This window comes from Pseudanabaena sp. UWO310 (genome assembly GCF_006861605.1).
GTDB lineage: Bacteria > Cyanobacteriota > Cyanobacteriia > Pseudanabaenales > Pseudanabaenaceae > Pseudanabaena.
Genome location: NZ_SELU01000042.1, coordinates 14,564 through 38,378, shown reverse-complemented (window position 1 = coordinate 38,378; position 23,815 = coordinate 14,564). Strand labels below are relative to the sequence as shown.

The 23,815-nt window shown below is 42.1% G+C and carries 20 protein-coding genes; 5 read left to right on the top strand and 15 right to left on the bottom strand.

Going from position 1 to position 23,815, the window contains the following annotated elements; genetic code table 11:
* The first annotated feature begins 26 nt into the window (after positions 1 to 26).
* The gene (locus tag PseudUWO310_RS14620; protein WP_142602497.1) at positions 27 to 362 is read left to right on the top strand and encodes a XisI protein; all 336 of its coding nucleotides are present in this window, start codon (positions 27 to 29) and stop codon (positions 360 to 362) included.
* 73 nt (positions 363 to 435) lie between these two features.
* Here the strand turns inward: PseudUWO310_RS14620 and PseudUWO310_RS14615 are convergent, their stop codons facing one another.
* The 13 genes from PseudUWO310_RS14615 to PseudUWO310_RS14560 all read right to left on the bottom strand — a co-directional run bounded on the left by PseudUWO310_RS14615 (position 436) and on the right by PseudUWO310_RS14560 (position 16,353).
* On the bottom strand, positions 436 to 1,392 hold the full coding sequence (locus PseudUWO310_RS14615; protein WP_142602495.1) for an O-methyltransferase: 957 nt from the start codon (positions 1,390 to 1,392) through the stop codon (positions 436 to 438).
* Complete coding sequence (locus tag PseudUWO310_RS14610; RefSeq protein WP_142602493.1) at positions 1,392 to 2,717, bottom strand: ATP-binding protein; 1,326 nt, start codon at positions 2,715 to 2,717, stop codon at positions 1,392 to 1,394. Before PseudUWO310_RS14610 ends, PseudUWO310_RS14615 begins: the two co-directional genes overlap by 1 nt.
* A gap of 5 nt (positions 2,718 to 2,722) precedes the next feature.
* Complete coding sequence (locus tag PseudUWO310_RS14605) at positions 2,723 to 3,193, bottom strand: DNA phosphorothioation-associated protein 4 (protein ID WP_142602491.1); 471 nt, start codon at positions 3,191 to 3,193, stop codon at positions 2,723 to 2,725.
* A 36-nt stretch (positions 3,194 to 3,229) separates the two neighbouring features.
* The gene (locus tag PseudUWO310_RS14600) at positions 3,230 to 3,589 is read right to left on the bottom strand and encodes a hypothetical protein (RefSeq protein WP_055077519.1); all 360 of its coding nucleotides are present in this window, start codon (positions 3,587 to 3,589) and stop codon (positions 3,230 to 3,232) included.
* Positions 3,589 to 3,924, bottom strand: a complete 336-nt coding sequence (locus PseudUWO310_RS14595) for a DUF5674 family protein (RefSeq protein WP_142602489.1) — start codon at positions 3,922 to 3,924, stop codon at positions 3,589 to 3,591. The genes PseudUWO310_RS14600 and PseudUWO310_RS14595 overlap by 1 nt, the downstream gene beginning before the upstream one ends.
* Positions 3,925 to 3,995: 71 nt before the next feature.
* Complete coding sequence (locus tag PseudUWO310_RS14590) at positions 3,996 to 4,652, bottom strand: Uma2 family endonuclease (RefSeq protein ID WP_142602486.1); 657 nt, start codon at positions 4,650 to 4,652, stop codon at positions 3,996 to 3,998.
* Positions 4,645 to 6,720, bottom strand: a complete 2,076-nt coding sequence (locus PseudUWO310_RS14585) for an AAA family ATPase (RefSeq protein ID WP_142602484.1) — start codon at positions 6,718 to 6,720, stop codon at positions 4,645 to 4,647. The genes PseudUWO310_RS14590 and PseudUWO310_RS14585 overlap by 8 nt, the downstream gene beginning before the upstream one ends.
* Positions 6,717 to 6,890, bottom strand: a complete 174-nt coding sequence (locus tag PseudUWO310_RS22980; protein ID WP_009627112.1) for a hypothetical protein — start codon at positions 6,888 to 6,890, stop codon at positions 6,717 to 6,719. The genes PseudUWO310_RS14585 and PseudUWO310_RS22980 overlap by 4 nt, the downstream gene beginning before the upstream one ends.
* 278 nt (positions 6,891 to 7,168) lie before the next feature.
* The gene (locus tag PseudUWO310_RS23960) at positions 7,169 to 8,524 is read right to left on the bottom strand and encodes a DNA phosphorothioation system restriction enzyme (RefSeq protein WP_411729039.1); all 1,356 of its coding nucleotides are present in this window, start codon (positions 8,522 to 8,524) and stop codon (positions 7,169 to 7,171) included.
* A gap of 788 nt (positions 8,525 to 9,312) precedes the next feature.
* Positions 9,313 to 12,399, bottom strand: coding sequence for an alpha-mannosidase (locus PseudUWO310_RS14575; RefSeq protein WP_142602482.1), 3,087 nt, complete (start codon positions 12,397 to 12,399; stop codon positions 9,313 to 9,315).
* An 11-nt stretch (positions 12,400 to 12,410) separates the two neighbouring features.
* Complete coding sequence (locus PseudUWO310_RS14570; protein WP_190316037.1) at positions 12,411 to 13,661, bottom strand: NAD(P)/FAD-dependent oxidoreductase; 1,251 nt, start codon at positions 13,659 to 13,661, stop codon at positions 12,411 to 12,413.
* Between the two features lie 127 nt (positions 13,662 to 13,788).
* Positions 13,789 to 14,223 (bottom strand): hypothetical protein, encoded by a 435-nt coding sequence (locus PseudUWO310_RS14565; protein WP_190316036.1) that lies wholly within the window; start codon positions 14,221 to 14,223, stop codon positions 13,789 to 13,791.
* 69 nt (positions 14,224 to 14,292) lie between these two features.
* On the bottom strand, positions 14,293 to 16,353 hold the full coding sequence (locus PseudUWO310_RS14560) for a M48 family metalloprotease (RefSeq protein ID WP_142602477.1): 2,061 nt from the start codon (positions 16,351 to 16,353) through the stop codon (positions 14,293 to 14,295).
* Here PseudUWO310_RS14560 and PseudUWO310_RS22975 point away from each other — a divergent pair.
* Together PseudUWO310_RS22975 and PseudUWO310_RS14555 are read left to right on the top strand one after the other, a co-directional pair.
* A complete protein-coding gene (locus tag PseudUWO310_RS22975; protein WP_223805676.1) occupies positions 16,352 to 16,582 on the top strand; it encodes a hypothetical protein in 231 nt (76 codons plus the stop codon). The genes PseudUWO310_RS14560 and PseudUWO310_RS22975 overlap by 2 nt on opposite strands.
* A 117-nt stretch (positions 16,583 to 16,699) precedes the next feature.
* Positions 16,700 to 16,906: a hypothetical protein gene (locus PseudUWO310_RS14555; RefSeq protein WP_009628793.1), complete on the top strand. Its 207-nt coding sequence runs from the start codon at positions 16,700 to 16,702 to the stop codon at positions 16,904 to 16,906.
* Positions 16,907 to 17,324: 418 nt separating this feature from the next.
* Here the strand turns inward: PseudUWO310_RS14555 and PseudUWO310_RS14550 are convergent, their stop codons facing one another.
* Positions 17,325 to 19,094 (bottom strand): SulP family inorganic anion transporter, encoded by a 1,770-nt coding sequence (locus tag PseudUWO310_RS14550; protein ID WP_223805675.1) that lies wholly within the window; start codon positions 19,092 to 19,094, stop codon positions 17,325 to 17,327.
* Positions 19,095 to 19,344: 250 nt separating this feature from the next.
* Positions 19,345 to 20,136 carry a PD-(D/E)XK nuclease family protein gene (locus PseudUWO310_RS14545; protein WP_190316034.1) on the bottom strand — a complete coding sequence of 264 codons (792 nt, stop codon included), beginning with the start codon at positions 20,134 to 20,136 and terminating at the stop codon, positions 19,345 to 19,347.
* On the opposite strand from PseudUWO310_RS14545, the gene PseudUWO310_RS14540 reads away from it, so the two are divergent.
* Both PseudUWO310_RS14540 and PseudUWO310_RS14535 read left to right on the top strand, forming a co-directional pair.
* Positions 20,136 to 23,249, top strand: a complete 3,114-nt coding sequence (locus PseudUWO310_RS14540; RefSeq protein ID WP_223805674.1) for a hypothetical protein — start codon at positions 20,136 to 20,138, stop codon at positions 23,247 to 23,249. The genes PseudUWO310_RS14545 and PseudUWO310_RS14540 overlap by 1 nt on opposite strands.
* A gap of 3 nt (positions 23,250 to 23,252) precedes the next feature.
* Positions 23,253 to 23,696, top strand: coding sequence for a Crp/Fnr family transcriptional regulator (locus PseudUWO310_RS14535; protein WP_009629292.1), 444 nt, complete (start codon positions 23,253 to 23,255; stop codon positions 23,694 to 23,696).
* Positions 23,697 to 23,815: the final 119 nt, after the last annotated feature.

Below are 23,815 nucleotides of genomic sequence, written 5' to 3'. Positions count from 1 at the left end.
AATTTTGTAAATGAGGAGATTGTGAAATGGATAAAGTGAGTAAGTATCGGGAATATGTTCAAAGTTTATTGTCTCGGTATGTGAGTGGTGATGTGTCAGATGATGAGGTTGAGGTGCAACTGATTTTTGATGTGGAAAGGGATCATTATCAGTGGCTCAATATTGGCTGGCAAGAGTTAAATCGTGTATATCGATGTGTTATGCATTTTGATATTAAGGATGGCAAGATTTGGCTGCAACAGAATTTGACGGATCAAAATCCTGCGGAGGAGTTAATTGCTATGGGTGTGGAAAGGCAAGATATTGTGTTGGGTTTACAACCGCCATATAAGCGTCCATATACAGATTATGGAGTTGCTTAAAATTAAGATTTTAAATCTACTTTAGTTGTTAACTTAGCAGACATAGCTATACTTTTTGTAAGTTTTGGAAGCCTTATAATTCAGCTTCAGCAAAGTTTGGAAAATACCTATACACTTCTGAGTAAGTTTTAATATCACTTTCTGGAATACCATCAAGTTTTGGGAGTTCATTTTCCAAAGGAAGATGATTATCAAGCATTCTTAACTCCCGATAAGTTAAAGATGGGACTTCAATCTTAAATGGCTGATCTCCAATTTTAACAAATGGTAAACTATCAAATCCACACCCGCTTACTTTATGCTGCGTTCCTTGATCAAAAAATATGCCCCCAACAGTCAACATGTTAGCCCCATCTTTATAATGAAAATTAAAGAGTTGTTTATATTGGATCTTAGAACCTTCTCGTAAAACACCATTACGATTAGCCAATGCTTCTTTTATTTCATTATCTATAATTCTACGTAATACTGCTGCTGTCCCCCATCCTGGAAGATGATTGTTGAAAACATCTATTGGCACTTTTTCTTCTCCGACAGCTTTTTTTAGTCTGTCTAGCCTATCTTCTCCATTTTCCTCCTTTTCTACTCCTGGATGTGCATTAACTGATATTAGGAGAATACTTCCAGATGTTACCTTTTTACAAATTGTTTTTATATCCTCTAAAACACTTTCGTTGAGGCTACCATCATAATCTAGCCACGTAATTGTATTATCGTTCCAGTCTAATCTGGGTAATATTTCGTTTGAGTGTCCAAATTGCATATCTATACATCCAAAAGGACGATTGAGAAGAAATCTTTTTTTGCGATCTGGATTTTCTTCATTTTCAATACTTACCATCACTTTAATATTTAGAGCCTTATGGAAAAGCATAAAGTCAGAAAAATATAGTGAGCCAAACCCTATGTAACGATATGTTTCTAAAAGACGAAATTCTGTCAATTTGCGAAGAGCATCACAAATCATCTTTCTTTCAATATTTTTAGCAGGTCTAATTGAATAATTTATCTTTTGATAACTACGAGTCATTAATCATTACACTCCATTCTCATGAAATATTCAAAAGTTTTTTCTCCAACCTCTTTAGCTGTTTTAACCTTTAGAACCTCTTTAACTTGTTTAACATCTTCTAGAGGCATTTGATACTTAATTGTACTCATAGCAGGAGAAGTTTGTTCTGTTTGAGTTTCAGATGGATAAATAAAAGATTGTTCTTTTGTAAAATGCTTTAAGGGCAGAAAATCTGCACTGTTAATGATTATTTCTAGAGGAGTTGGATCATTATTCTCTTGATATCTTTTTTCCTTTGCAACTTTCTTCAAAAATCCCATTACTGGCTTCATTTCCAAAATCATATCGTCACGAATTTCTCTAAACAAAGGAAGTTCAGCATCGATATTATTTTTTGTAGTATTCCAAGGCAAAAGATCTGATTTGATAGAATCAAAAAAAACAAAACCTCTAAATCTTGCATAGGTATTATGATAATCTGGATTATCAGCTTCTTTTCCCCAACCAGTGATCAAACTTTTGTCGGCTTCAAGAATTAATCTGTCATTGCAATAAATACTCCAGCCAGCTTTTGAAGGATCTCGTATAGATAATCCAGCATACATTCTAACATTAACCTTTTGTTCATGTTCATTAACAATTTCCTTCTCTTTATAAGAGGGTGAAATAGTATCTGAAGATGCTAGACAAGGTGGTGAACAATCTAACTGTATATTATTCAGTTTAATTAGAAAACCTTTTTCCATAGTGATTTGATGAATTGACTGAAGTTTAATTTTAAGCCTTGAAATAAAAGTTTCTAGCCCCAATTCACTTGACACACCTGGATATAGATCAGAGACTGTGATCCGAGTCCCGATATCTGTTTCATTAACCTGTACATTTTCTTCAACATTGTTAAAACGAAAATTCCATTCCTTAATAACTGCCCAAGCTTCTATATTCTGCTCTAGGCTAAATCTAGAGTTTTGCGTACATGACTCAATTGAGAAGAACTTTCCTAACTTAAATAATGCTCTTTTCATGCCTACCCCGAAGTTTCCAATTGAATGATTTGTAGTAACCATTCCTGATGGTCTACCAAAACAAAACGCATGTTCTCTAGCAGTTGTAACATCTATACCTCCGCAATTATCAACAATTCTAAATTGCTCTGATGTAACTTCTAGATGAACAAATAAACCTGTGTAATCTTCAGAATGTCTTAGTCTTTTTGCCCCATCAACACAGTTATCGACAAGATCTGCTATCGCATCAATCAAAACCAAATCTTTGGTTAGCATGGATATAAAAAGCTCTTTTGTTGGCGAAGCATTTACACTTAAAGAGTTTTGCTCTGACATACTACTTACAACACTAATAAATTGCTTAAGTCAAAATCACCATTTTTATTAGCCATTTCATCCCTTTCAGAACTTAGAAACAGCAAAATACGCTCTAAATGATCAACTGATCCTTTAATTTCACTGTCAATTATTTCTAGCCCTGCATTAGCATACTCCTCAAAAATCTTGATCCGTGACTCCTCAGCCTCCTCATTGTCAGCAAGAACCCTAGGGTTTTTAGTTGCAACTACAGCCAAAAGTTTCACTACTTTATCATATTTTCTAAAAACATCATAGGGGATTGGATCTGGGTCTTTTTTCGAGAACTCGCCAAAAGGCTCACGGCGATCGCGCTTTGCCCCCAAAGCCGCCGCAAACACCAAAACATCCGCATAAGTCTGAAACGGCTTAGTTGTATCATCCGCTCCCTCAGCCTTTAAAGACTTTACTAATTCCGCCTTATCCTTTGCGATCTTTACCCTTGCATCAGCCATGCTTACTTATTCCTCAATACCCAATCTAAAGACATCTTACACACAAGCGATCGATTCATTAACTTCAGTCACCATCAAACCAGCCATCATCAACAAGCGATCGCACTGATGAAGAGTATACAAAGCTAAAAGCGATCGTGTCTCCACAGGAAAAGCTTGCCACCAAGCCAATAACTCCCTATGCATAGTCGCCAAATCAATCAAAAACTCTTGGGGAACATTCGGCGCACACCAATCAATTGCCAAAGCCGCCTCACGCAAAGAAAGCTTAGTCAATTCATCATAAGCAGGTGAACCCGCATAACGAGAGATATTAGATAGTGTTGAAGCAATATTACCCAACTGTTGCTGCCAACTCAAGGTCTTAAATCTTTCGTAAAGACTATGACGTTCCATTACACCACCTCCAAAAGATAACGAACAATTTTTTCAATTCTTGACTTCAATTGCAAATTCCTAACTTCCATTGTGACATTTTGCTGACGAGGACGAATATTAATAATTGACTCAAACCCAACCTCCTTAGTTATTGGATACCAATCTGCACCCCAAATATTTTCCTGCTTGCTACTATCATCGAGTAATAACTGTTCGCAATCAAAATGAAGCTCACCACCACCAGCTAAAATCTCTCTTGCCACATCAACCGCTAGCTTAATTCGTAAGCCAAAAAATGGTTCTGCCATTTCTTTGAGTTTTTCTGGATTAGTAGGCTCTCGAATAATGATCATAGAAATATTTGAATTGTCTTTACTTTTTTAAGATTTAAATCCGTTCTGCCACCATTGTTAGCAGAACGGATTTAAATCTTAAAAGTTTGCAATAGCCATCTAGCGATCGCGCCATCATCTTCAGTTTGACTACGTTTAAGTGCCTCTTGTACCGTGATAACTTCCAAACCTTCTAAAACCTGCGATCGCGCAACTATGCCACTACGTCCATCAGCGATCGTAAAAGCAAACACCTCAGAAGTTTGAGCATTCACCACCCAATATTCCCTAACCCCTAAACGCTCATACAATAAGCGCTTATATCCCAAATCATCTTGCAGCGTTGTTGAAGAGATTTCCACAATCAGAGTTGGCAAATCAAACTTATTGAGATCCACAGGTGCATTATTGCGAGGCGGCAACTTCAAGTCAGCCCCTAGATAAAAGGCAATATCTGGCTGACATTCACTCTCGCCTTTTTTTCTAAAACTACAATTTGTATATTCATAGATCTGAATATTTCTAATCGTCGCAAAGAGCCGAACCACATTAGAAACAATGGAGTTTTCATGGGCATGTATTGGTCCAACTGGTGACATCTCAATCCTCATTTTATGATTGTCATAATAAAATCTACCTGTCTCCAACTTAGGATCGTCTGCAATCGCTAAAAACTCGTCCCACGTTGCCTTAACCCAGCGATCGCTGACAATCTCTGCTTTAGGAACTGTAGTAGCTGTATTAACCATGATTCACCTCCAAGACTTGGGTATATTCATAATCATAGGCACTCTTTCGCACTAACGGATAGCTCTTGCCATAGAGAACGATGTCATCGGTTTGCGTATCAGGTTTATTGGAATTAAAAACAAACACATATTCTTTACCCACACGAGGAGTCATTTCTTCGGCAACTTCAACCCTCCACTGGGTTTTAGAAACCATCACCACAAGCTGATTTGCCAACTGGGGAATCAATCTTGCCACCTGCCGACGATAAATTTCATCCAGACTGCCAAAGGGGGAATCCATCACAATCGGGAAAGTACTGCTATCAGGTCCCATCACCAAACCAGACTTGCTCCATTCCCTCACGCGATCGATGATGCTCCCGATAAAAGATAAACTGAGTATTTGATTCTCGCCTGTCGAAGCACCCGACTGCACCTCTTGACCAGCCACAGTTTCTACTAAACTCAACTCATACTTTTCACTCAACCTCGGTGTTTGTGCTTTGAACGAGATCTGGCTAAAGATCTCACAAATTCGAGATTCTAACTGCTTGCGAAATAGCTCATTGCGATTAGTTTTTAACTCAATCAGTAAATCGATCGCCTGTTGCGCCGCATCAATACGTTTTTGGGCAAGCTTTTGTTTATCTTCATTTTGCTTACTGCTCTTAATTTGCTTTTGAAGAACTTCGATTTGTCCTTGATAATCCGTCCATTTCTGAAGCTTACGACCCCTCTCTAAATTTAAGTCCTCCACCTTGCGATCGATCTCATCAAGACGAGATTGCATCTGTCGAATATCCTCAACTGGGCTCTTGCGTAGCTGTTCGCTGATTGATTCTAAGTCTAATTCAAGGCGCGAAAGAGTGGTTTTAATATGACTGATACTTGCTTGCTTCGCATCAATGCTCTGCCAAAAATCTGCGGCTTGTTTCTCCACCTCATCAACAAAACCTTCTAATTTCAAGGTTGCAGTTTCTACATCTGCTAACCCAGCTTTTTCTAGCCAAGCCCTGACTTGTTCGTAATTGGGAGAACCATCATGCAAAGCCGCACCGCAGATACATTTGCGTCTTTCCAATAGATCGATTACAAAGGTCTGTTTAATATCCGCAGGCAGCTCACCGCGCTCGTGGAGTCCACCAACCAGTTCCCGAAAATCAGCGATCGCCTGAGGCAAGAAGACACTATAACCCTGCTTAGAAATCGCCTCCTTAAGTTCATTTTTTAAACTCCGCAAACTACTACGGGTTTCTTGTTCTTGCAACTCAAGATTCTCACGCCGTTTTTGGATTTCATCAATACCCCCTAATTCTGTCAAGCGTTGATTGCAAGATGCTTTTAGTTGATTTTGAGCTTCAACTTCCTGCTCAATTTCTTTAATTCTCAATTCACATTCAGTACTATCACTCTCGATCTTTTGTTTTTGAGAAATCAAGGTTTTAGTTTGGGCATCACCAATGCTCTTAAGTTCATCCTCAAGGGATTTTCTAGCTTCCTTAAGATGTTTAATCGCATTGTCTAAAACCTGCACCCCCAAAAGTTTTTTGGTTGCTTCCGCAACCTCATTGCGGTTATCTGATCGCACAATCTGCTCGATCCGCTCACCATCAAAAAAGAAGTATTGATGCAAACTCTTCGGTAAAATACCATTGATCACCGCTTCAGGATGATTTTGAATAACCCATTTCCCATCATCCCCCGCCACCTGTAAAAACAACTCACTTTTGTTGTATTGAATATTTTTATCGCTATTATTAACGAGTTTATAGGCACGGGTTAGCCGCTTCACTCGATAGCGCTTCCCATCATGTTCAAATAAAACCTCAGCCCAGCATTCTACTGGCTGATTTAATTGTGATTCGGCGATCGCTTGACGATTGACAAGCTGCTCTGGATCGCCAAAGGCTGAGGTAAACTTTTCGTATAGTACCCAAGTAAAAGCATTGAGTAAAGAGGTCTTGCCAGTGCCATTGTTGCCATGCAAGATCGTAATATTGCGATCGTCCAGTTTTGCCAATACGATCTCAGGCGTTTGTAGATAAAAACAGCGAAAATTAAATAGCTTGATAGAGATCAGCTTCATTGCACAGCTTCCTTAACAATTTTGAGAATATCTTCATTGATCCGCCCCAATTCATTCTTATCGAGCCGATCTTTTTCTATTTTGATGACTTGAGTAACAATTCGCTGAATTTCAGGTGGAGCGTTTTTAAATGGCTCGTCGATGTTACTTAGACTTTGGATTTTGCTCATGGACTATCACCCCATACGTTTATTGATTTTATCTTAAATATCTCTTAGATTCGCCAGATCTCTGATTTTTTCTTTAAGCTCAATTCACGAAAGTGTGACAACACTTTTGTGAATTAAAAACTAAACCTAGTAAGGGGTTGCAAGTTAAGAAATGGCTACGCCATTTCTTAACTTGGTATAAGCCCTAGATAGTAGCAGCGCAAAGCGTCAACATAGAATTCAAAATATGAGTGACGGCGCTTCGCGCCGTCACTCATATTTTGAATTCTATGTCCAAGCTATAAATCCATTAACCCATAGCGCTGCTGCAAGTCCAGTAATTTTAGCCTTGCCTCCCCACCGTTATCCGCTAGATTGGCAAATTCGATAAAACGAAGTAGCTCCTTTCTGAGTAAATTTCGCTCCACATCCAAAGTCTCACGCCCCAAATCAGGCGGCAATACAATCATGTCAAATAAAGTAGCCCGCTTTTTGTCAGGGTGCGATCGCAAAATCCTACCCCGACGCTGAATAAATTGACGGGGATTACTACTGCTCGCTAGCATAATTGCCGTTTGGATGGCGGGAATATCGACACCTTCATCTAAACAGCGAATCGCCACCAGACCCTGCAATTCACCAGTTTCAAACCACAACCTCAAATTTTCGCGCTCATCCAGAGATGTCTCGGCTGTATAGGTGTTTACGCGATACCCCAATTCTGAGCCTAATAAATGTGCCACCGCATCTAGTTGGCGATTACTCTCAGTTGTCACCTCATCCTCGACCGAGCCATCACCACAATAAATCAAGGTATGGGTTGTATCCAGACGTTGTTGCATCAATTCTCGTAAAGCGACTAGCTTGTTAGCAGCAGATCCCAGTAGCCTCGCCCGTTGCATTAATAAAGCCGCTACCATCTCGTTATCATTGCGATCGCCATCAAAAGCGATCGCCCGACCAATCTTTTTCGTCAGGTCAGCATATTTCTCAGTCTCAGAATCCGTCAGTTCTACCAAAATAGGATAGTAGAGATAATTCACGAGCGCTCCTGCTTTGATGGCATCCGCCAGCGTAAATTCTGGCTGAATGACGGCACCAAAATACGCAAATATGGCTTCTGTTCCATCCTCATCAAAATAGCGTTCTGGAGTTGCTGATAAAGCTAACCTTAGTCCCACATTACGCGGCAAACTCTCCACTAAACGTTTTGCACCTAAGTTATGAGCCTCGTCTCCAATAATTAAAGTTTTCTCAGGACAATATCGCAACTGCGACTGTAATCCTTGACCAATCAATGTCGCATTTGTAGTGATTATGGTCAAAAATTTCTGATTTCCCGATCGCACGTTATAAAGTTGGTTGGATAAACGATCTTGCCAGTTATGAACATTTTCAAAAGCTAGGATTGGGTCCAGCCCAAACTTTTGACATTCCCTTGACCATTGGATTACCAGATGTCGATAGGGACAAACGATCAGTAAAACCTGCAAACCAATCTTTTGATAAAGTTCAGTAGCGATTGCCAGCGCCGTAATCGTCTTCCCGCTTCCCGTTGCCATTTTCAACGTGCCGCGCCCATTATTTTTAAACCAATTGGCGATCGCCTGTTTTTGATATTCCCGCAGTTCTAGATTAGAAGGTAATACTGGCATACCAAGATCTCGATTTATGGTTATGGACTGGTATTCTTGTCTGGTTTCGGACATTACCGCAGTTCTTTTGGTAATTTTATCCATAGAAAATTTGTCAGGACGCAAACGTAATAGCGATCGCTTAGCTGCTTCAGGAAAATCAAGAATATCCAGCAGTGGAGTTTGATTTTCCCATAACCGTCGAAAGTTTTCCGCCTTACTGAGCGTCCGTTCTCTCACACCCGACTCCCAAGAGCAAAACACATCAATACATTCAAAATTGTCGATCAAGGCGCTAGAACTCTCATTAGCTGAACCTGTAAAGGCAACAAGATTTCCTACTTCATCAGAGAAAATCCCTAATTTCTCATGATAGATGCCCTGATGATTGCGAATGTCCTTGCAAACCGCTAGCTTAATTTCTAATATGTTTTTGCTTACAAGCCACGCTAGACAAGCCAGACGATCTTGGAGAACTTCTTCAAATTCTCGATCTAGTTCTCTTAGAATGCTTTGAGTAATTACTTCTTCCCTTTGTTTCAGACCTAAAGCGATTGCCTCAGCATCTTGTTCTGATAGACATGGTGAGGCGATCAAGCGCATCATACCGCCAGAATGCAACAATGACATCAAACCTTTTGCCATTGTTGCCATTGAGGTACTAGAAAAAAATCCCACCGCTCGGCTATAGAGAATAGAATTCTCTAAACAAGGAATGTAGAAATCTTGAACTAAATCACAGAGATCGCTACGATACTCACTTTGAAGATTTAGATCGCTTAGCACAATTTTTGCTCTCCTAATAACTATTATATCAACTCAAAAAATGGCGTTGCCATTTTTTGAATTTCACAATTGCTAACGGTTATATATAGAGTCTTGATTTCGTAGGGTTGAAATGCAACTTTCCAGAAATTAGCCTTACCTTCATCTGGAGAAAGACGCTGACCTTTGGTTTCCATAAGATCGCATTCCCAAATATGTTCGATGGGCAATAGATTAGATAGAATTTCCATATCCGTTTCCGTTACCTGACCGTGGGTTTCATAAAAACGCATAATCCAGCCCGAACGATCCTGCGATCGCTTAAAGGCTGAGAGAACAATATTTGGTGCAGCGACTTGTAAAAAGCTTTGTTGTATCGGGGCATTTGAGGAGACGGCATTGTGAAAAGCCTTATGGTGTAAAACAATGGGATTATTTAACTCTTGCGCGAGGCGAACAATTTTGGCATCGCGCCAACTGCCTTGATGGGGGACTAACCGATAGGTAAATTCATGAAGCCCGCGATCGCTATTGGGCGATGGCCAGTTTGGACTACGCAGCAAGGTCAATCTCAAACAGTCTGGCTTTGCATCATAGCCATATTTGCAATCATTAAGAACCGCTAGCCCCACCTGTTCGCTAGCAATATCCGCCCAATATTGAGCAGGTACTTCCCATTTGGCTTTAGCCTCAGCCGTTTCTCCTAAGGTGCTGCGCTCGATCGTTCCCATAGGGATTTCGTAGGTGACGTGGGGCGATCGCCACAGGACGGGAAAGGCAACCTTGACTAAAGTTTGTTCCTCTTGCCAATCAACCCGATTCTTTACGGTAATAAAGGACTCAAAGGCGGTTAACTGGATTTCTTGGAGGAATTTGGAACTACGGAATTTACGAACGATTCGTAATGAAATGCATAAACTACCATTTTCGATAACTTCTATCGATTCCAGAGTGTCTGTCTCCATGCTTTTACTCTCATAAGCAGGATCGATATTCCAAGCATCCCAATATTGTCCTTTGTCTTCAAAAAACTGTAAATCACTTGCCGATCGCAATATAGATTGCTGCGATCGCTGATCATAGATTTGAGTGATCGCGCCAGTTTTCCGCGAGATTTCCACTTGTAGGTATTTATTTGCTAGATAAATTTTCTCACTGTCGGAGTTAAGGCTTAACGGATTTTCAGTCTCGATAAGCCCCGTGGTATCAACTTCCACAAAACCAAAACTAGGGATAGCCAACCAACAGAGGGAATTATCTTGCTTTCTAATTAGTTCCGATCGCTCCCAATTCAAGAAATTCCATGCCTTTAAATTAGCACTTTCTGAGATTTGGGAATCCAGAAGGCGATCGCAGATTTCCCTGACCTCCGCCCAAGTGCGATCAGCATCGACAAAAACTTCGGGAATTGATGTTCCTGGCAAAATGTCATGAAATTGATTGAGTAACAGCCCCTGCCATGCTGATTCTAATTCGGCTTGGGGATAGGGAATATTTTCGCTCAAACAGGCGATCACTCTGTATTTTTCAACATTACCTAAAAGTACTTCCACTTGCCGATTTTGCCGTTTCTGCTCGGCTTTAGTCGTGAAAGTACCCCGATGAAATTCTAGATAAAGCTCATCTTGCCAAATGGGTAAATCTACATTTTTTTCCTTCAGCCCTAACAGGAAACCTTCTAGAGTTCCCGACTGCATCTCAAAAAAGATGGGTGCATCCGACCACTTTCGACTCATATCAAGCATATCAGCCGTTGGTCCTCCCCCATGATCGCCTACCCCATAAAGCCATACCGTTTCGTGTATATTATGCTTGACTTCTTGATTAGCAAGATATTTAGCGATCGCTACAGATTCTAATCCTTGACCAATCTCATTACTAAAGTAAGTAAAAATGCGACTGCCATCTACGCCCTCCCACCAGAAGATTTGATGTGGAAATTTGTTGGTATCGTTCCATAATAACTTTTGAGTGACAAATGCTTCAAAACCACTTTTTAATAGGATTTGGGGCATTTGCCAATGAAAGCCAAAGGTGTCAGGTAACCAAGCGATTTTGACTGTGCGATTAAACTTCTTGTGGAAGTATTCCTGACCGTAGAGAATTTGCCGAATCAACGATTCGCCACTGGGCAAATTACCATCTGGTTCCACCCACATCCCGCCTATGAGTTCCCATTTTCCTGCGGTTACAGCGGTTTGAATGCGAGCAAAGAGTGAGGGATATTCTTGTTCCATCCATTGATAGGATAGGGCAGTACTCTGATTGAAGATCATTTCTGGATAATGCGCCTGCAAATTGAGTGCTGAAGTAAACGTGCGTTGCATCGCCTTTTTAGTTTCCGCGATCGCCCATAACCAAGCCACATCGATATGAGAATTACCCAATATATAAATTTGGCGTTGTTTCAGAAATTCCCCGTACTGTAAAAGCGGTTTGCGAATATCTGCTAGTTGCTCAAAGAATTTATCGTCGAAATGATGATTAAAAATATCATTGGCATTATCATCGTCAATCGTCTCGGAGACAAATAACAAATCTTTTAATCTATTTGCTGCTATTTCTAGGGGCTGCAAATCAATTTTCTGTTTAGTAAAAATGGGAATATAGGTTTGGAGAATCTCTAGTTCAGTGGCAAACTGTTCAGGATCGCAAGGTTTATGGGGGTATTCAAAAATCAATTCCGAAAGTTGTAAAGCCCCAATATCATGTTGGGGACTATTCATCTTTATTTCCAAAATAAACTCATGGTTTGGTTTTGCCCCATCGGTTAATAAAATTCGACATTTCTGATCGAACAAATCGCCTTCTTGGACTTTATGACCATTAATCCATATTTCGCAAATATCTGCCCACCAAATCAAGCTGAGGCGGATAGTTACTCCCATTATGGGTATTGCTGCATGGTTTTCGGGAACCTGCCAAACCTGCCTTAAATGAATGTTCTCTTCCCTTTGCAAAAAAGATAACATTGGTTTATTTTGTTTGGAATTTACAGTTACTACATCTTCCCAAATTCCTTTTGCGTTCTGTCTTTGCCAATTATTGAGGATCGATAAATGCGATCGCAATTTTAAAGCCCCTACAATTTCCGTCAGATTTGCCATCAAATTTTCTAATGAATTAATCATTTCCCTAACTCCTAAGCGATGATTCCTTGAGCTGCAATCCAAGCCGTAGTCCAAGCATTTTGAAAATTAAAGCCCCCCGTCACACCATCAATATCGAGAATTTCTCCTGCAAAAAATAAGCCTTGGCAAATCTTACTTTCCATAGTCTGAAAATTGACATCTTGTAGGCGAATACCACCGCAGGTAACAAACTCTTCCTTAAAGACCCCTTTACCTGCGATCGCATATTCGCTTGCTGTTAGTACATTCACAATTTGCTGAATGGACTTATGGGAAATATCAGCCCAACGCTTTTCCAATTCCACTTCAGCTTTATCGAGTAAATATTCCCATAGTCTTAAAGAGACATCAACAGGACAATAGTTAGAAATAAACTTTTTCGGCTGTTCCGTTTTCGCATTCAAGAGCATTTGTTTTACCTCTTCTGCTTTGAGGTTGGGAAGCCAATTAATAGCTAACTTTGCTTGATATTTACAGTCATGCAACTCTCTTGCCGCCCAAGCTGATAATTTTAATACGGCTGGACCGCTCACGCCCCAATGGGTGATCAGTAAAGCCCCCGATTGTTCAAGATTGCGAACGGATTTTTTCTTGTCAGTGCTTAAAGAAGGGATTAAAAGTTTCACTTGGGCGGGATTTACGCTTACTCCAGCTAATTCATGTAATTTGGGATCTTTGATATTAAATGTAAAGAGGGAAGGAACGGGAGACTCTAGTTCATGTCCTAACGATCGCGCGATCGCGTAACCAGAGGGGCTGCTACCAGTGGCTAATAATAGGCGATCGCAAACTAGAGGTTCGCCATTCTTGAGGATGACTTCAAATTTACTGCTCCCGAATCGCTCGATCTTCTGTACTAAAACGTTATTGTGCAGGAAAACTCCAGCTTTTTTGGCGGCAAACATGAGTGCCTCCACAATCGTTTCCGAATCATCGGTAATGGGAAACATTCTGCCATCAGATTCAGTTTTGAGCTTGACTCCTTCTCCATTGAACCATCGCACCACATCGAGGGGCTGAAAACGCGAAAATGCTCCTCTTAAGGCTTTTCCACCTCTGGGATAGTTCTGCACTAATTGCGAAGGCTCAAAGCAGTGGTGAGTAACATTGCAACGACCACCGCCAGAGATTCTTACCTTTGCTAAAGGTTGTCGTCCTGCTTCGAGGAGAATAACTTGAGTATGGGCAGCCTGCGCCGCATGGATCGCACTAAAAAATCCTGCCGCTCCACCCCCAATAACTACAACTTCTGTAATTGCCATGTTGTTTGTTTGGATTATTTTGGGATTATTTTTGGGATTATTTTTGGGACTACTTGCTTAAATTCCAGCAATTATCGATACAAAAGAACCACAAGGAAATTCTTAAAAGCGTTGCTTTGCAACGCTTTTAAGAATTTCCTTGGTTTGGATTTGAGCGCAATGCGCTGTAAATGCCAAAGTTTGTGTCCCTCGCTGATTTTTGACTAACCTTGGAGCGGCAGGATTGAAAAATATCGATTACCTCTTTGGGGACTTGTTTAGTTTCTCTAACTGCCGTATCGATTTTGAGGAATTCGGCGAAGGTATATTGCGATCGCAACTTATCTAAACTGCAAGTACAAAAATCTTTACTATTAGTAAATCCGCAACCTTTCATAAAAGTCCTAACCACTTCCTGCGGGTACTCGTTTGCTGGCTTAACAGGTTCCGGCTTAACAGGTTCTTGACTGGCAGGTGTTCCCTCTGCATGGGCAATAGTAACGCCGCTCACGCCACTCACGATTAATAAAAACGCACCTATAAAAACGTACCGAGAGAAAGCAGTCAATGGCAATATATACATGGAATTATATGGAACTATATGGAACTACTATGGGACTATTTGTGTGAGTTAAGCCACTAATGGGCTTAATTAAAATAGTCGCGAAGTTAGGAGCAAAAGCGATAAACCTAGTAACACGAGAATAGAACTACAAATATTGTTCCAAAACTGGTGGTAGCTGGTGAGAGATGCGCGTTGCTTGGGGCGATCCTCCATAATGGGCTGCAATGTCGATAAATCAATAATTGGGAATTTGCCGCGTCGGAACCATCCCGTGGCAATTACTGAGCGATCGCATAGCATTTCTAGATTTTTAATAGTCATGGAAGGATCGATAATCCATTGACGGAAGTTGGGAATATAGTTCAGAAAAGCGACTCCGCCTTGATCTTCCAAACGCATAGCATAACCCAAATAAAATTCATCCGTGCCATAGCCCAGCAACTCTCCTGGAATTTGTACGGGAGTGCCTTGGACGTAGCTCACATAGGGATCGATTAATAAACTCACCAAATCCGTATCCTCCACCCGTCGGAAATCTGGATAGCGCAAACTACCTTGGAGCATAAATCCTAGTCCCAAACCGATCATCAAAAAGCTGAGTAATAACCATCTGTTAAACAGTCGCGATAGCAACATAGCCGCCACGATCGCAATTATGACCCCGACAACGGGAGAAATTTGAATGAATAAATCTCGCCAAAAATTTTGATATAGGCGCTTCTTATTGAGTTTCTTTTCTTCCTTTAATAGCTCTGCAAAATCATATTCAGTTAAGAGCCCTAGTTGTTTGGAATATCCTGCTAAAAACTTGAGGCGTTTTCCTACTAAAGGATGGGTGGAATGAATCTCCAACCATCGCCGCCAAGGATTAAAAAGTTCCCAAAGAAATACACGATAGGGATCTTGTTCGGATAGCCCTTCATGGGCAATTTCCATCGCTAAACCGATGGCGGTCATCGTTTGGCGATCGCAAACACCTAGGGTTCTTGTTGATTCTAGTAGGCGATTGGTAGGGATGGCAGGCTGGTTGTAAGGTAACATTTGCCTTGCCATTTTGGGGAGTGCGCGGGCGAGAGCGTTGGGATTGCCCGTCACCTCAGACGCAAAGCGATCGCTGACAATGGTACTAGCATGGGAAACCCAAATCAGCAGGTAATTACTGAGGGAATAGAGAACATTGGCAATGGCGGCGGCGACTTGCCAGATTTGCTTTGCACTTTTGGCTTGGTAACTACGTCGGCTCAGTAGCACATAGATAAAATAGAGAACTTGTACAGGAGCAGAAATGAAAGTCAAAGTTGCAAAACTTTTATTCCGAATCCGTCCTAGCTGATATGCGTAGACGGCTGCGATTTCGTCATCATCTAGACATTCAAATAAGCCACGACTGACTACAATTCTGGTCGAATTGGAGATTACCCCGTAGATAAAAGCAACGGGCGCGTCATCTTCAATCCATCCCAATCGCGGCACAAAAATATTGTACTTTTCACAGAAGTTCTCAATAATCTCTACGGCTTCAGGGCTTTTTTCATCCAAATCCGCAAGGGTAATCCATTGAATGCGATGGTATTGCTTTTGGGTAATGTCAATAATCCAAGGTGACATGAAAAATAGCAAAATGCTAAAGATGAAAGAAACCACTGAGATAGCAATCAGCCATTCAAAGGTAAAAATCGGTGTAAAAACTAGAGAAATGACATAACCCAGTAAAAATTGCAATCCGATAAAGGCTAAGACCGTCAGGATGAGTGAGGCAATGAGAAAATAGATGTAGCGAGAGGGCAGGGATAGGGTAACGTCTTTTTTGCGATAGCGGCGAGGATCGGACTTAATTACAGAGGCGACATCTTCATTACGCTTGATACGGTTATCGGCAGGTGCGTCGAGGACTGCTCTTAGTGTTGTTAGTGATTTTTGAGCCCATTTCTGTAACTGTGGGTCGGCATAAGCTTCTAATTGTTCGCAAATGGCGATCGCTTTGTCAGCACGACCTGTTTTCTTGTAGGCAGAAACTAGCCAAATTTGCGCTTGTATGTAGTCTTTAGAGGTCAAGTCGGTACTCTCTTGACTATATTCGGTCAAAATAGCGATCGCCTCGGTATAATGCTTTCGCAATAAAGCCTCTTTGCCAGCTTTTAGTGACATGGTTTCGCCTCAATCTCGCTACGTTAAAACTTATGTTGATTTGATATGTCTTTTGATACTTCCCATACCCCATCATTTTAACGTCAGTTCGGCAAAAGCCCAAAAGCATAGCGATAAACCCCAAGAATTGAATGGCGGCGCGAAGCGCCGCCATTCAATTAGCATATTTCAGCCTACAGACATAGGTGGATATGAAATAGATGCCTATACACCAACTCGGTACTTATAGCTATACTAAAAGTAGCAGTGTTTACAGAATTTAATATTGGGATCGCCCAAATTGTCATGAACAACTGGTAGCTCATGCCAATGTTGCAAGTTTTGGTTAACACAACTGGAGGAGACTATGGCTAATATTCCCACTGGCGGTCAAATGCTTTGGAAGCTTGAAGATGGAGAACGAGTCTTGCATTTACGCCACAATGCTACGGAACAATGGCGACATTACGAAGAATTTCCCGAATATGCGATGCAAGATCCCCTAGGTTTTTCTAAGGGCATTACAACCTTTGTGACCTTACTCAAAAAAGATTGGATTGCCATCAAGTCTTAAATCTTGCTTGTCCTTAGCAAAGTAGGGTTTGCTAAGGACAAAGACTAGTAGCGGCGCTTTGCGCCGCCACTAAGGGACTTGCGATTTAATGAAGTACCAAATATAAAACCAGAATCGGTGGCGCGGCGGAGCCGCGCCACCGATTCTAGCAAATCTGGATTGGTATCTTATTCTCTCGCAAGTCCCTAATCTTTGGGGTTTTTCTTAAAAGTGAGTCAACACCTCAATAAATTGGTATAGCGATCGCCAAATGTACTAGGACATAAACCCCAAGAATTGAATGGCGGCGCTTCGCGCCGCCATTCAATTCTTGGGGTTTGATTTGTCCTAATTCAAGTGACTGTAGCTATATTAGTTAGAACTCAAATCCGAAAATGAGAGTGGTAGCACTTTGCTACCACTCTCATTTTCGGATATTTCAATTATGCCAGTCGTGCCATTCAACCTTATTTACTTGTATGTAAATATCTACAGCTTGTCCGATTGTCGGGAAAAAGTTATTTTTGCCCAACTCGGTGAATAGCCCGTAACGTTTCAATCGATCCTTCGTTGGACCCTTCATCTCGGCAAAGCATAAATCTATGCCTGCCTTACATAGGGTTTTCTCAAGTTCTGCGATCGCATCGGCAGCGGTGAGGTCGATATCGGTCACGGGTTCAGCAGCTACAACTACCCACTTAGTTGCCGTTGGGGCAGTTACGATCGCGCGTATCACCTGTTCGCAAAAGGTTTCGGCATTGGCAAAAAACAGGGGCGCATCCCAACGAAAAATTACGAGTCCCGGAATTCTTCTTCCTTCGGGATGGCGCAAAATATCGTGGTAGCCCTTAAGTCCATCCACTCGCCCTAACACCGCATAATGGGGTCGCCATGCACTCCAAACAAAAGCAAACAAAGCTAAAACCACCGCGCCAAATATTCCTTGAATCACTCCCAGTAGGGCAACCCCTGTAAAACAAACCACAGATAAAACAAATTCAAACCGACGTAGCTGATATAGTCGCCAAGTCCCCTCAATTTCCAAAATCCCCAGCCCTGCGGAAAATACCACCGCACTTAGAGTTGCTTGGGGTAAGTTTTGTAAGAGGAGTGGGGTGAAACACAAAACTATAGCGATACCGATCGCGCTTACTACTCCTGTAATCTGAGTTTTGGAGCCTGCTGCTTCAGCAATAGGCGTTCGTGATGCACTACTACTCACAGCAAAGCCTTGAAATAACCCCGAAGCAATATTAGCGAGCCCCAAGGCAATTAACTCTTGATTGCGATCGACTTTATAGCCGCCACGAATGGCAAAAGTCCGCGACAACACGCTCATATCGGCAAAAGATATGAGGGCGATCGCGACAGCGCTAGAGACTATGGTTTTGAATTCTACAGGTTGAAGGTGAGGAATTTGAAAAGCAGGTAAGCCCTGCGGCAAAGCACCCACGACCGATATTCCCGCTCGATGGGAAAGATCAAAGAACGAACTAATTGCTGTTGTCCCCACCACCACGACCAATACCCCTGAAATCTTCGGGGCAAAGCGTTTGCAGGTCAGAATTATGATCACGCAGGCTAATCCGATCGCTAAAGCCATATAGTTTGCTCGACCATCATAAATTCCCCTTCCAAACCCAATTATCTCTTCCCAAATGGTATTAGCATCTACTGAGAAGCCAAATATCTTGGGCAATTGGCTAATACAAACGGTTACGGCAATTCCATTCAGATATCCATAGCGGATGGGTTTGGAGAGAAGTTCTGTAATAAAGCCAAATTTGGCTATTCCTGCAATAACACAGATGATGCCTGCAAGGATGGATAGCATTCCTGCGATCGCGATCGCATGGAGCGGATCGCCATTAGCTAGGGGAAGAGCCGTTGCCGAAATAATTGGAATCAGCGCAGAGTCAGGACCTAAAACCAAAATGCGACTAGAGCCAAAAATGGCATAGGCTATGAGCGGCAAAATTGTGGAATATAGCCCATAAATCGCGGGTAAACCCGTGGCTTCCGCATAGCCCATTCCAGCGGGAATCAGGATTGCCGTTAGTACCAATCCTGCGTTAATATCTTGGATCAGCCAAGGACGTTGATAATTTCTTAATACCGAGATAATCGGGAGCCATCGAGCTAACCCATGGGGACGGGAGACAAGGGGTAATGGATTATTCGATGGATTATTAGGCGGAATAATGTTCAATAATGTATCTCTACTCAAACTATAGCTGTCGCTGTACTAGGACATAAACCCCAAGAATTGAGTGGCGGCGCTTCGCGCCGCCACTCAATTCTTAGGGTTTGATTTGTCCTAAGTCAAGTGACTATCGAAACATGATTAATACCAATTCAAGAAAGTGTGACAACACTTTTGTGAATTAAAAACCAAACCCAGTAAGGGTTTCCAAAGCTCAAAATGGCGTAGCCATTTTGAGCTTTGGTATAATCTGTGATTAAATTTTGACTTCGGGAATATCCTCGATCGCATTAGTCTCAATGGCAATTTCAGGACTACCCCGATCGCAGCGATCGCGAAACTCACAATATTGGCAACTAGGACTATTGAGGGGCAATTGGGGATAACTATGCGCTTGGTTAATTTCTGTCAAAAATTGGGTTAATTTGGCTTCCGTACGGATATACTCCAACTGTGAATAAGGAATGATCGTTGATTCGGCTGTATTCGCAAACCAATAGGTCATCGATAATTGTTCGGGAGCATAGTTGGTAGTTCTAGCTAATAGATATAGATAGAGGCGGGTTTGCCAATTACTTTGTAACTGATCTGCCGCGATCGCTTTTTGGTGGGTTTTCCAATCAAGAATCTGTGCTTGCCGATCGCCCAAAATCAAAAAGTCGTAAATAGCAGTTAAGACAAAATACTCTTGACCGCGATCGCTATTCTCACTATGATGCAGCGACAAATCGATCTTTATTTCCAAGGTACGCCGATGTTCGCAAAAGCGATCGCCCGCGATCGTGGCTGGTGGTTGGCGCTCAAAGGCATCTAGCCATGCTTGTAGCTTAGGATCGCTATTGGCTAAAGCCGATACATCTAGCCCCAACTCTTTTTGCTGCATTAGCAAGTGAAAGTTTGCCCCTAATAGCAAATTTTTTTTGCGCTGCAAATCGGCATCAGGCAGACTCAACTCCTCCAAAAAACTGTATTGATACTTACGCTGACAAGTTTCCCAAATATTGAGGTGTCCTTGTGAAATTGAAGTAATAGCGGGAATAGCTGTCATTGCAGATTTGCGTTCTTGTAGTAACATATCGTCAAACGATCGCCATCACCTATGAATACTCTCAGATGAATGCACCGAATGCTCCTGTCATTCCTAACTCTAATTCTTCGATGCGCCGATTTCTAAAAATCGTCAATCTGCGTCCAGATGAAGCTGAACGTACATTATTGATGTTTTTATTTTATGGTGCAACATCGATTGGAGCAGTGTGGCTTGAGTATTCTAGCTCGACCCTATTTCTGGAAGCCTATACAGCCGAAAAACTAACTTGGGTATATATTGCTACAGCTTTTGTGGTAACGGCTTTTGGCGTATTTTACTCATGGTTACAAAAGCTGTTTCCTTTGCGGTGGGTCATGCTAGGCATATCCTGTCTGCTTGCCTTGCCATTGCCCTTTGCGTGGTTCGGACTGATCCAAAAAGGCACATTCTTTTATATGGCGGCGGTGTTTGGGATTCGTCTCTGGGTGGAAGGCATTTACGTACTTAGTAATATTAATAATGATATTGCCGCGAACCAGCTATTTAATATTCGCGAAATCAAACGAGCCTTTCCTTTAATTAGTACGGGGATTATTGTTGCTGAAATTGTCGGCGGATTTTCCTATCCGTTTTTAGTAGCTTGGGGAGGGGGAGCTGTAAATATGACCCTTGCTACTTGCCTCATGTTATTTATCGGTTCCTGTGTACTTTTTTATCTAAGTACCCGCTATAAACAAGCATTTCCCAATTCGGTCTATAACAGTGAAGAAGATCGAGAAATGTCCACCCGAGCCTTAAAGGGTAACATTCTCAAATATGTCTGGCTCCTATTTGGATTTTTTATTGCGGCGCAAGTTTTATTTTTTATGATCGAGTTCCAGTATCAGTCACAACTGGAAATTCATCTTAAAACTGAGGAAGCGATCGGCAGCTTTCTGGGGATTTTTGGCGGAATCATGGGGGTCTTTAAGCTTGCCTTGCAGCTTTTCGGTTCTAGTCGGATTATTGAGAGGATTGGCGTATTTTTGGCAGTATTAATGCCACCCGTCGGCATTATCATCACAGGCACGATCGCAGGGTTTGCCCCATTTGGCTTATTGGCGGGATTTGTCGTTCTGAAGTTCTTTGATGAACTATTTCGCTTTACGATTGTGGCGGCGACTGCCCCAACTCTGTTTCAGGCAGTACCCGATTTATTGCGCAGTCAGATCCAATCCTTTGTCAGAGGTATTGCCGATCCTCTAGCTACAGGTGGCGCAGGGGTTTTGATCTGGGTTGTCAGTGAAATCTTCAGACGCAATAACATCGGAGCCGATGTTTCAGCGCATTGGTTTGCTGGTGTAATCGTCGTTGTGGCAATGATCTGGGTTGCTATTATTTGGTTGCTCAGGCGTGGATATCTGGAGCTTTTGATTCAGAGTGTCGAGCGCGGACAATTGAGTTTATCGACGGTGGATACTCGCGAACTGCGCCGCGCGGTATCGGAATCAATGTCAAGAGCGGAGACCCAAACCGAGCAATCAGTCTGCATCGAGCTCCTAACACAAATTGCGCCACAGGCGGTCAATGAGTCCCTTGCGCCAATTCTGTTACAAATGACCCCAGACTTGCAGGCTCAGAGCATTGCCGCAATGTTAGAAAATCCTGAGTCGCGATATCTGCCATATATCCATCAGGTAATGCAGTCTCATCAAGCTTCGCCTCAAGTTCAGGCTTTATGTTTGCGTTATGTATTGCTAGCAGACGAACAGAATCGTGATATTGATGGTCTGAGGAAGTATTTGGGACCAGAGCAAAACCCGATTATTCGTGGAACTGCCGTCGCCTTAATGATGCGGTTAGGGGCTTCTTCACAGGTTGCCGAAGCGACGAATACTTTGCGCCATATGATTACGAGTCCCTCTCAGCCTGAGCGGGTATTGGGCTGTCGCGCCTTAGCCGAAGCTGCTTTTATGCAGTCATTACGATTCTACGTACCGCAATTATTACAGGATCCCTCGATCGAGGTACGCTGCGCTTTGCTAAAAGCGATCGCCGCTACCCGTGCTAGCGAATATTTCCCATCGATCATTCGCGGATTGCATTACAAAGCAACACGCAAAGCCGCCCATGATGCTTTAGTGACCCTTGGCGATGATGCGATCTCGCCCTTGTTAGAGTTAACTGCCAGCGATCGCAGTCCTGATAATGTCCGCATTCATGCATGGGATATTTTAGGGGAAATTGGCTCGCAGGGATCGATCTCAGTTCTCGCAAATAATCTATTAACATCTTGGGGCAAGCACCGTCGGCAAATACTGCGTACTTTAATTCGGATTCCGCAGGAACAAGGTATTGAAGCGATCTTAGAGCTTGTGGGGCGGAGTGGCATTGAGAAACTAGTCGTTCAAGAACTGGGCGTAATGACTGAGGCTTGGGCAGGAGTTGTAGATTTATCAATCGATAAAGTTGCTAGTACCGAAATGGGATTACTGTTAGATTCCCTGCAAAATGAAGCGATCAATAGTCTAGAGCGAATTTTTCTGTTGATGAAATTACTGTATTCAGGCTCGGCGATTCAAGCCGCATCCTTTAATATTTTGTCGGACTCTAAAAGCAGTCTGGCGCGTGGTATGGAGATCTTAGATAATACGGTGGACTTGAGTGTTAAGCAGATTATCCTATCAGTGGTTGATAATCGCTCTATTCCTGACAAGTTAAATATTCTGGCTACGCTCCATCCCTATAAGCCCCTCTCGCCAATTAACCGATTGCAACAGCTAGTAGAATTGCGTTATTGTCTTTCTGACTGGACGTTAGCTTGCTGTTTTCATGTGGCTCGTACACAATGGTGGAGTTTGACTGCGGAAACAATGCTGAAATGTTTAGAACATTCTACAGGCTTTGTTAGGGAGGCTGTAATTGCTTATTTGCAGGTGGCTTCACCGCGATCGCTAATGAAAGTTTTGCCCAGATTGTTAAAGGATCGAGATTCGCTAGTCCTTGCCCAGTCGCGAGCAATTTACTATTACTTTCAAAATAATGGGAAAAATATCCTAAATCTAAGTAATAATTTGCATGAGAGCAAAGATATAGATACTGAGATAAAAGCCAGAATGATTGGCAAACCAAATGGCTATGGGGAGTCTTAGGCGATGTTAACCAGTATTGATCGGTTGTTATTGGTGCGAGGAGTTCCAATTTTCAAGGAATTGCGTGATGAATTCTTGGTTCGTCTCGCATCAATTATGAATGAGGTTTCTTATCCAGCGGATAAAACGATCTTTGCTCAGGGGCAAGAAGGGCGATCGCTGTATATTGTCGTGGCTGGACGAGTGCGGGTACATCTTGGAGATAAAGATCTGGCAATTCTGGATAAGGGCAGTTGCTTTGGGGAAATGTCACTATTTGATGCCGAACCGCGTTCGGCTTCGGTTACAGCCATTGCTGGATGTGATTGTTTGGTGTTAACGCAACAGCAACTTTATGAAGCGATCGATGAGACTCCCGATATCGCTGTAAATATTATTCGCTTATTATCGCGACGCATCCGTAGCCAAAATGCACAACTTAATGAGTTACAGGCTTCTAATCAATAACTAACGTCAGTTCAAGTTAAGCTGGCAAACCCTTTCCCAAATCCCGTTTCAAATTATTCCGAACTCACGTTAAATAAAGGGAATGTATAGCTGTCGCCAATTGTACTAGGACATAAACC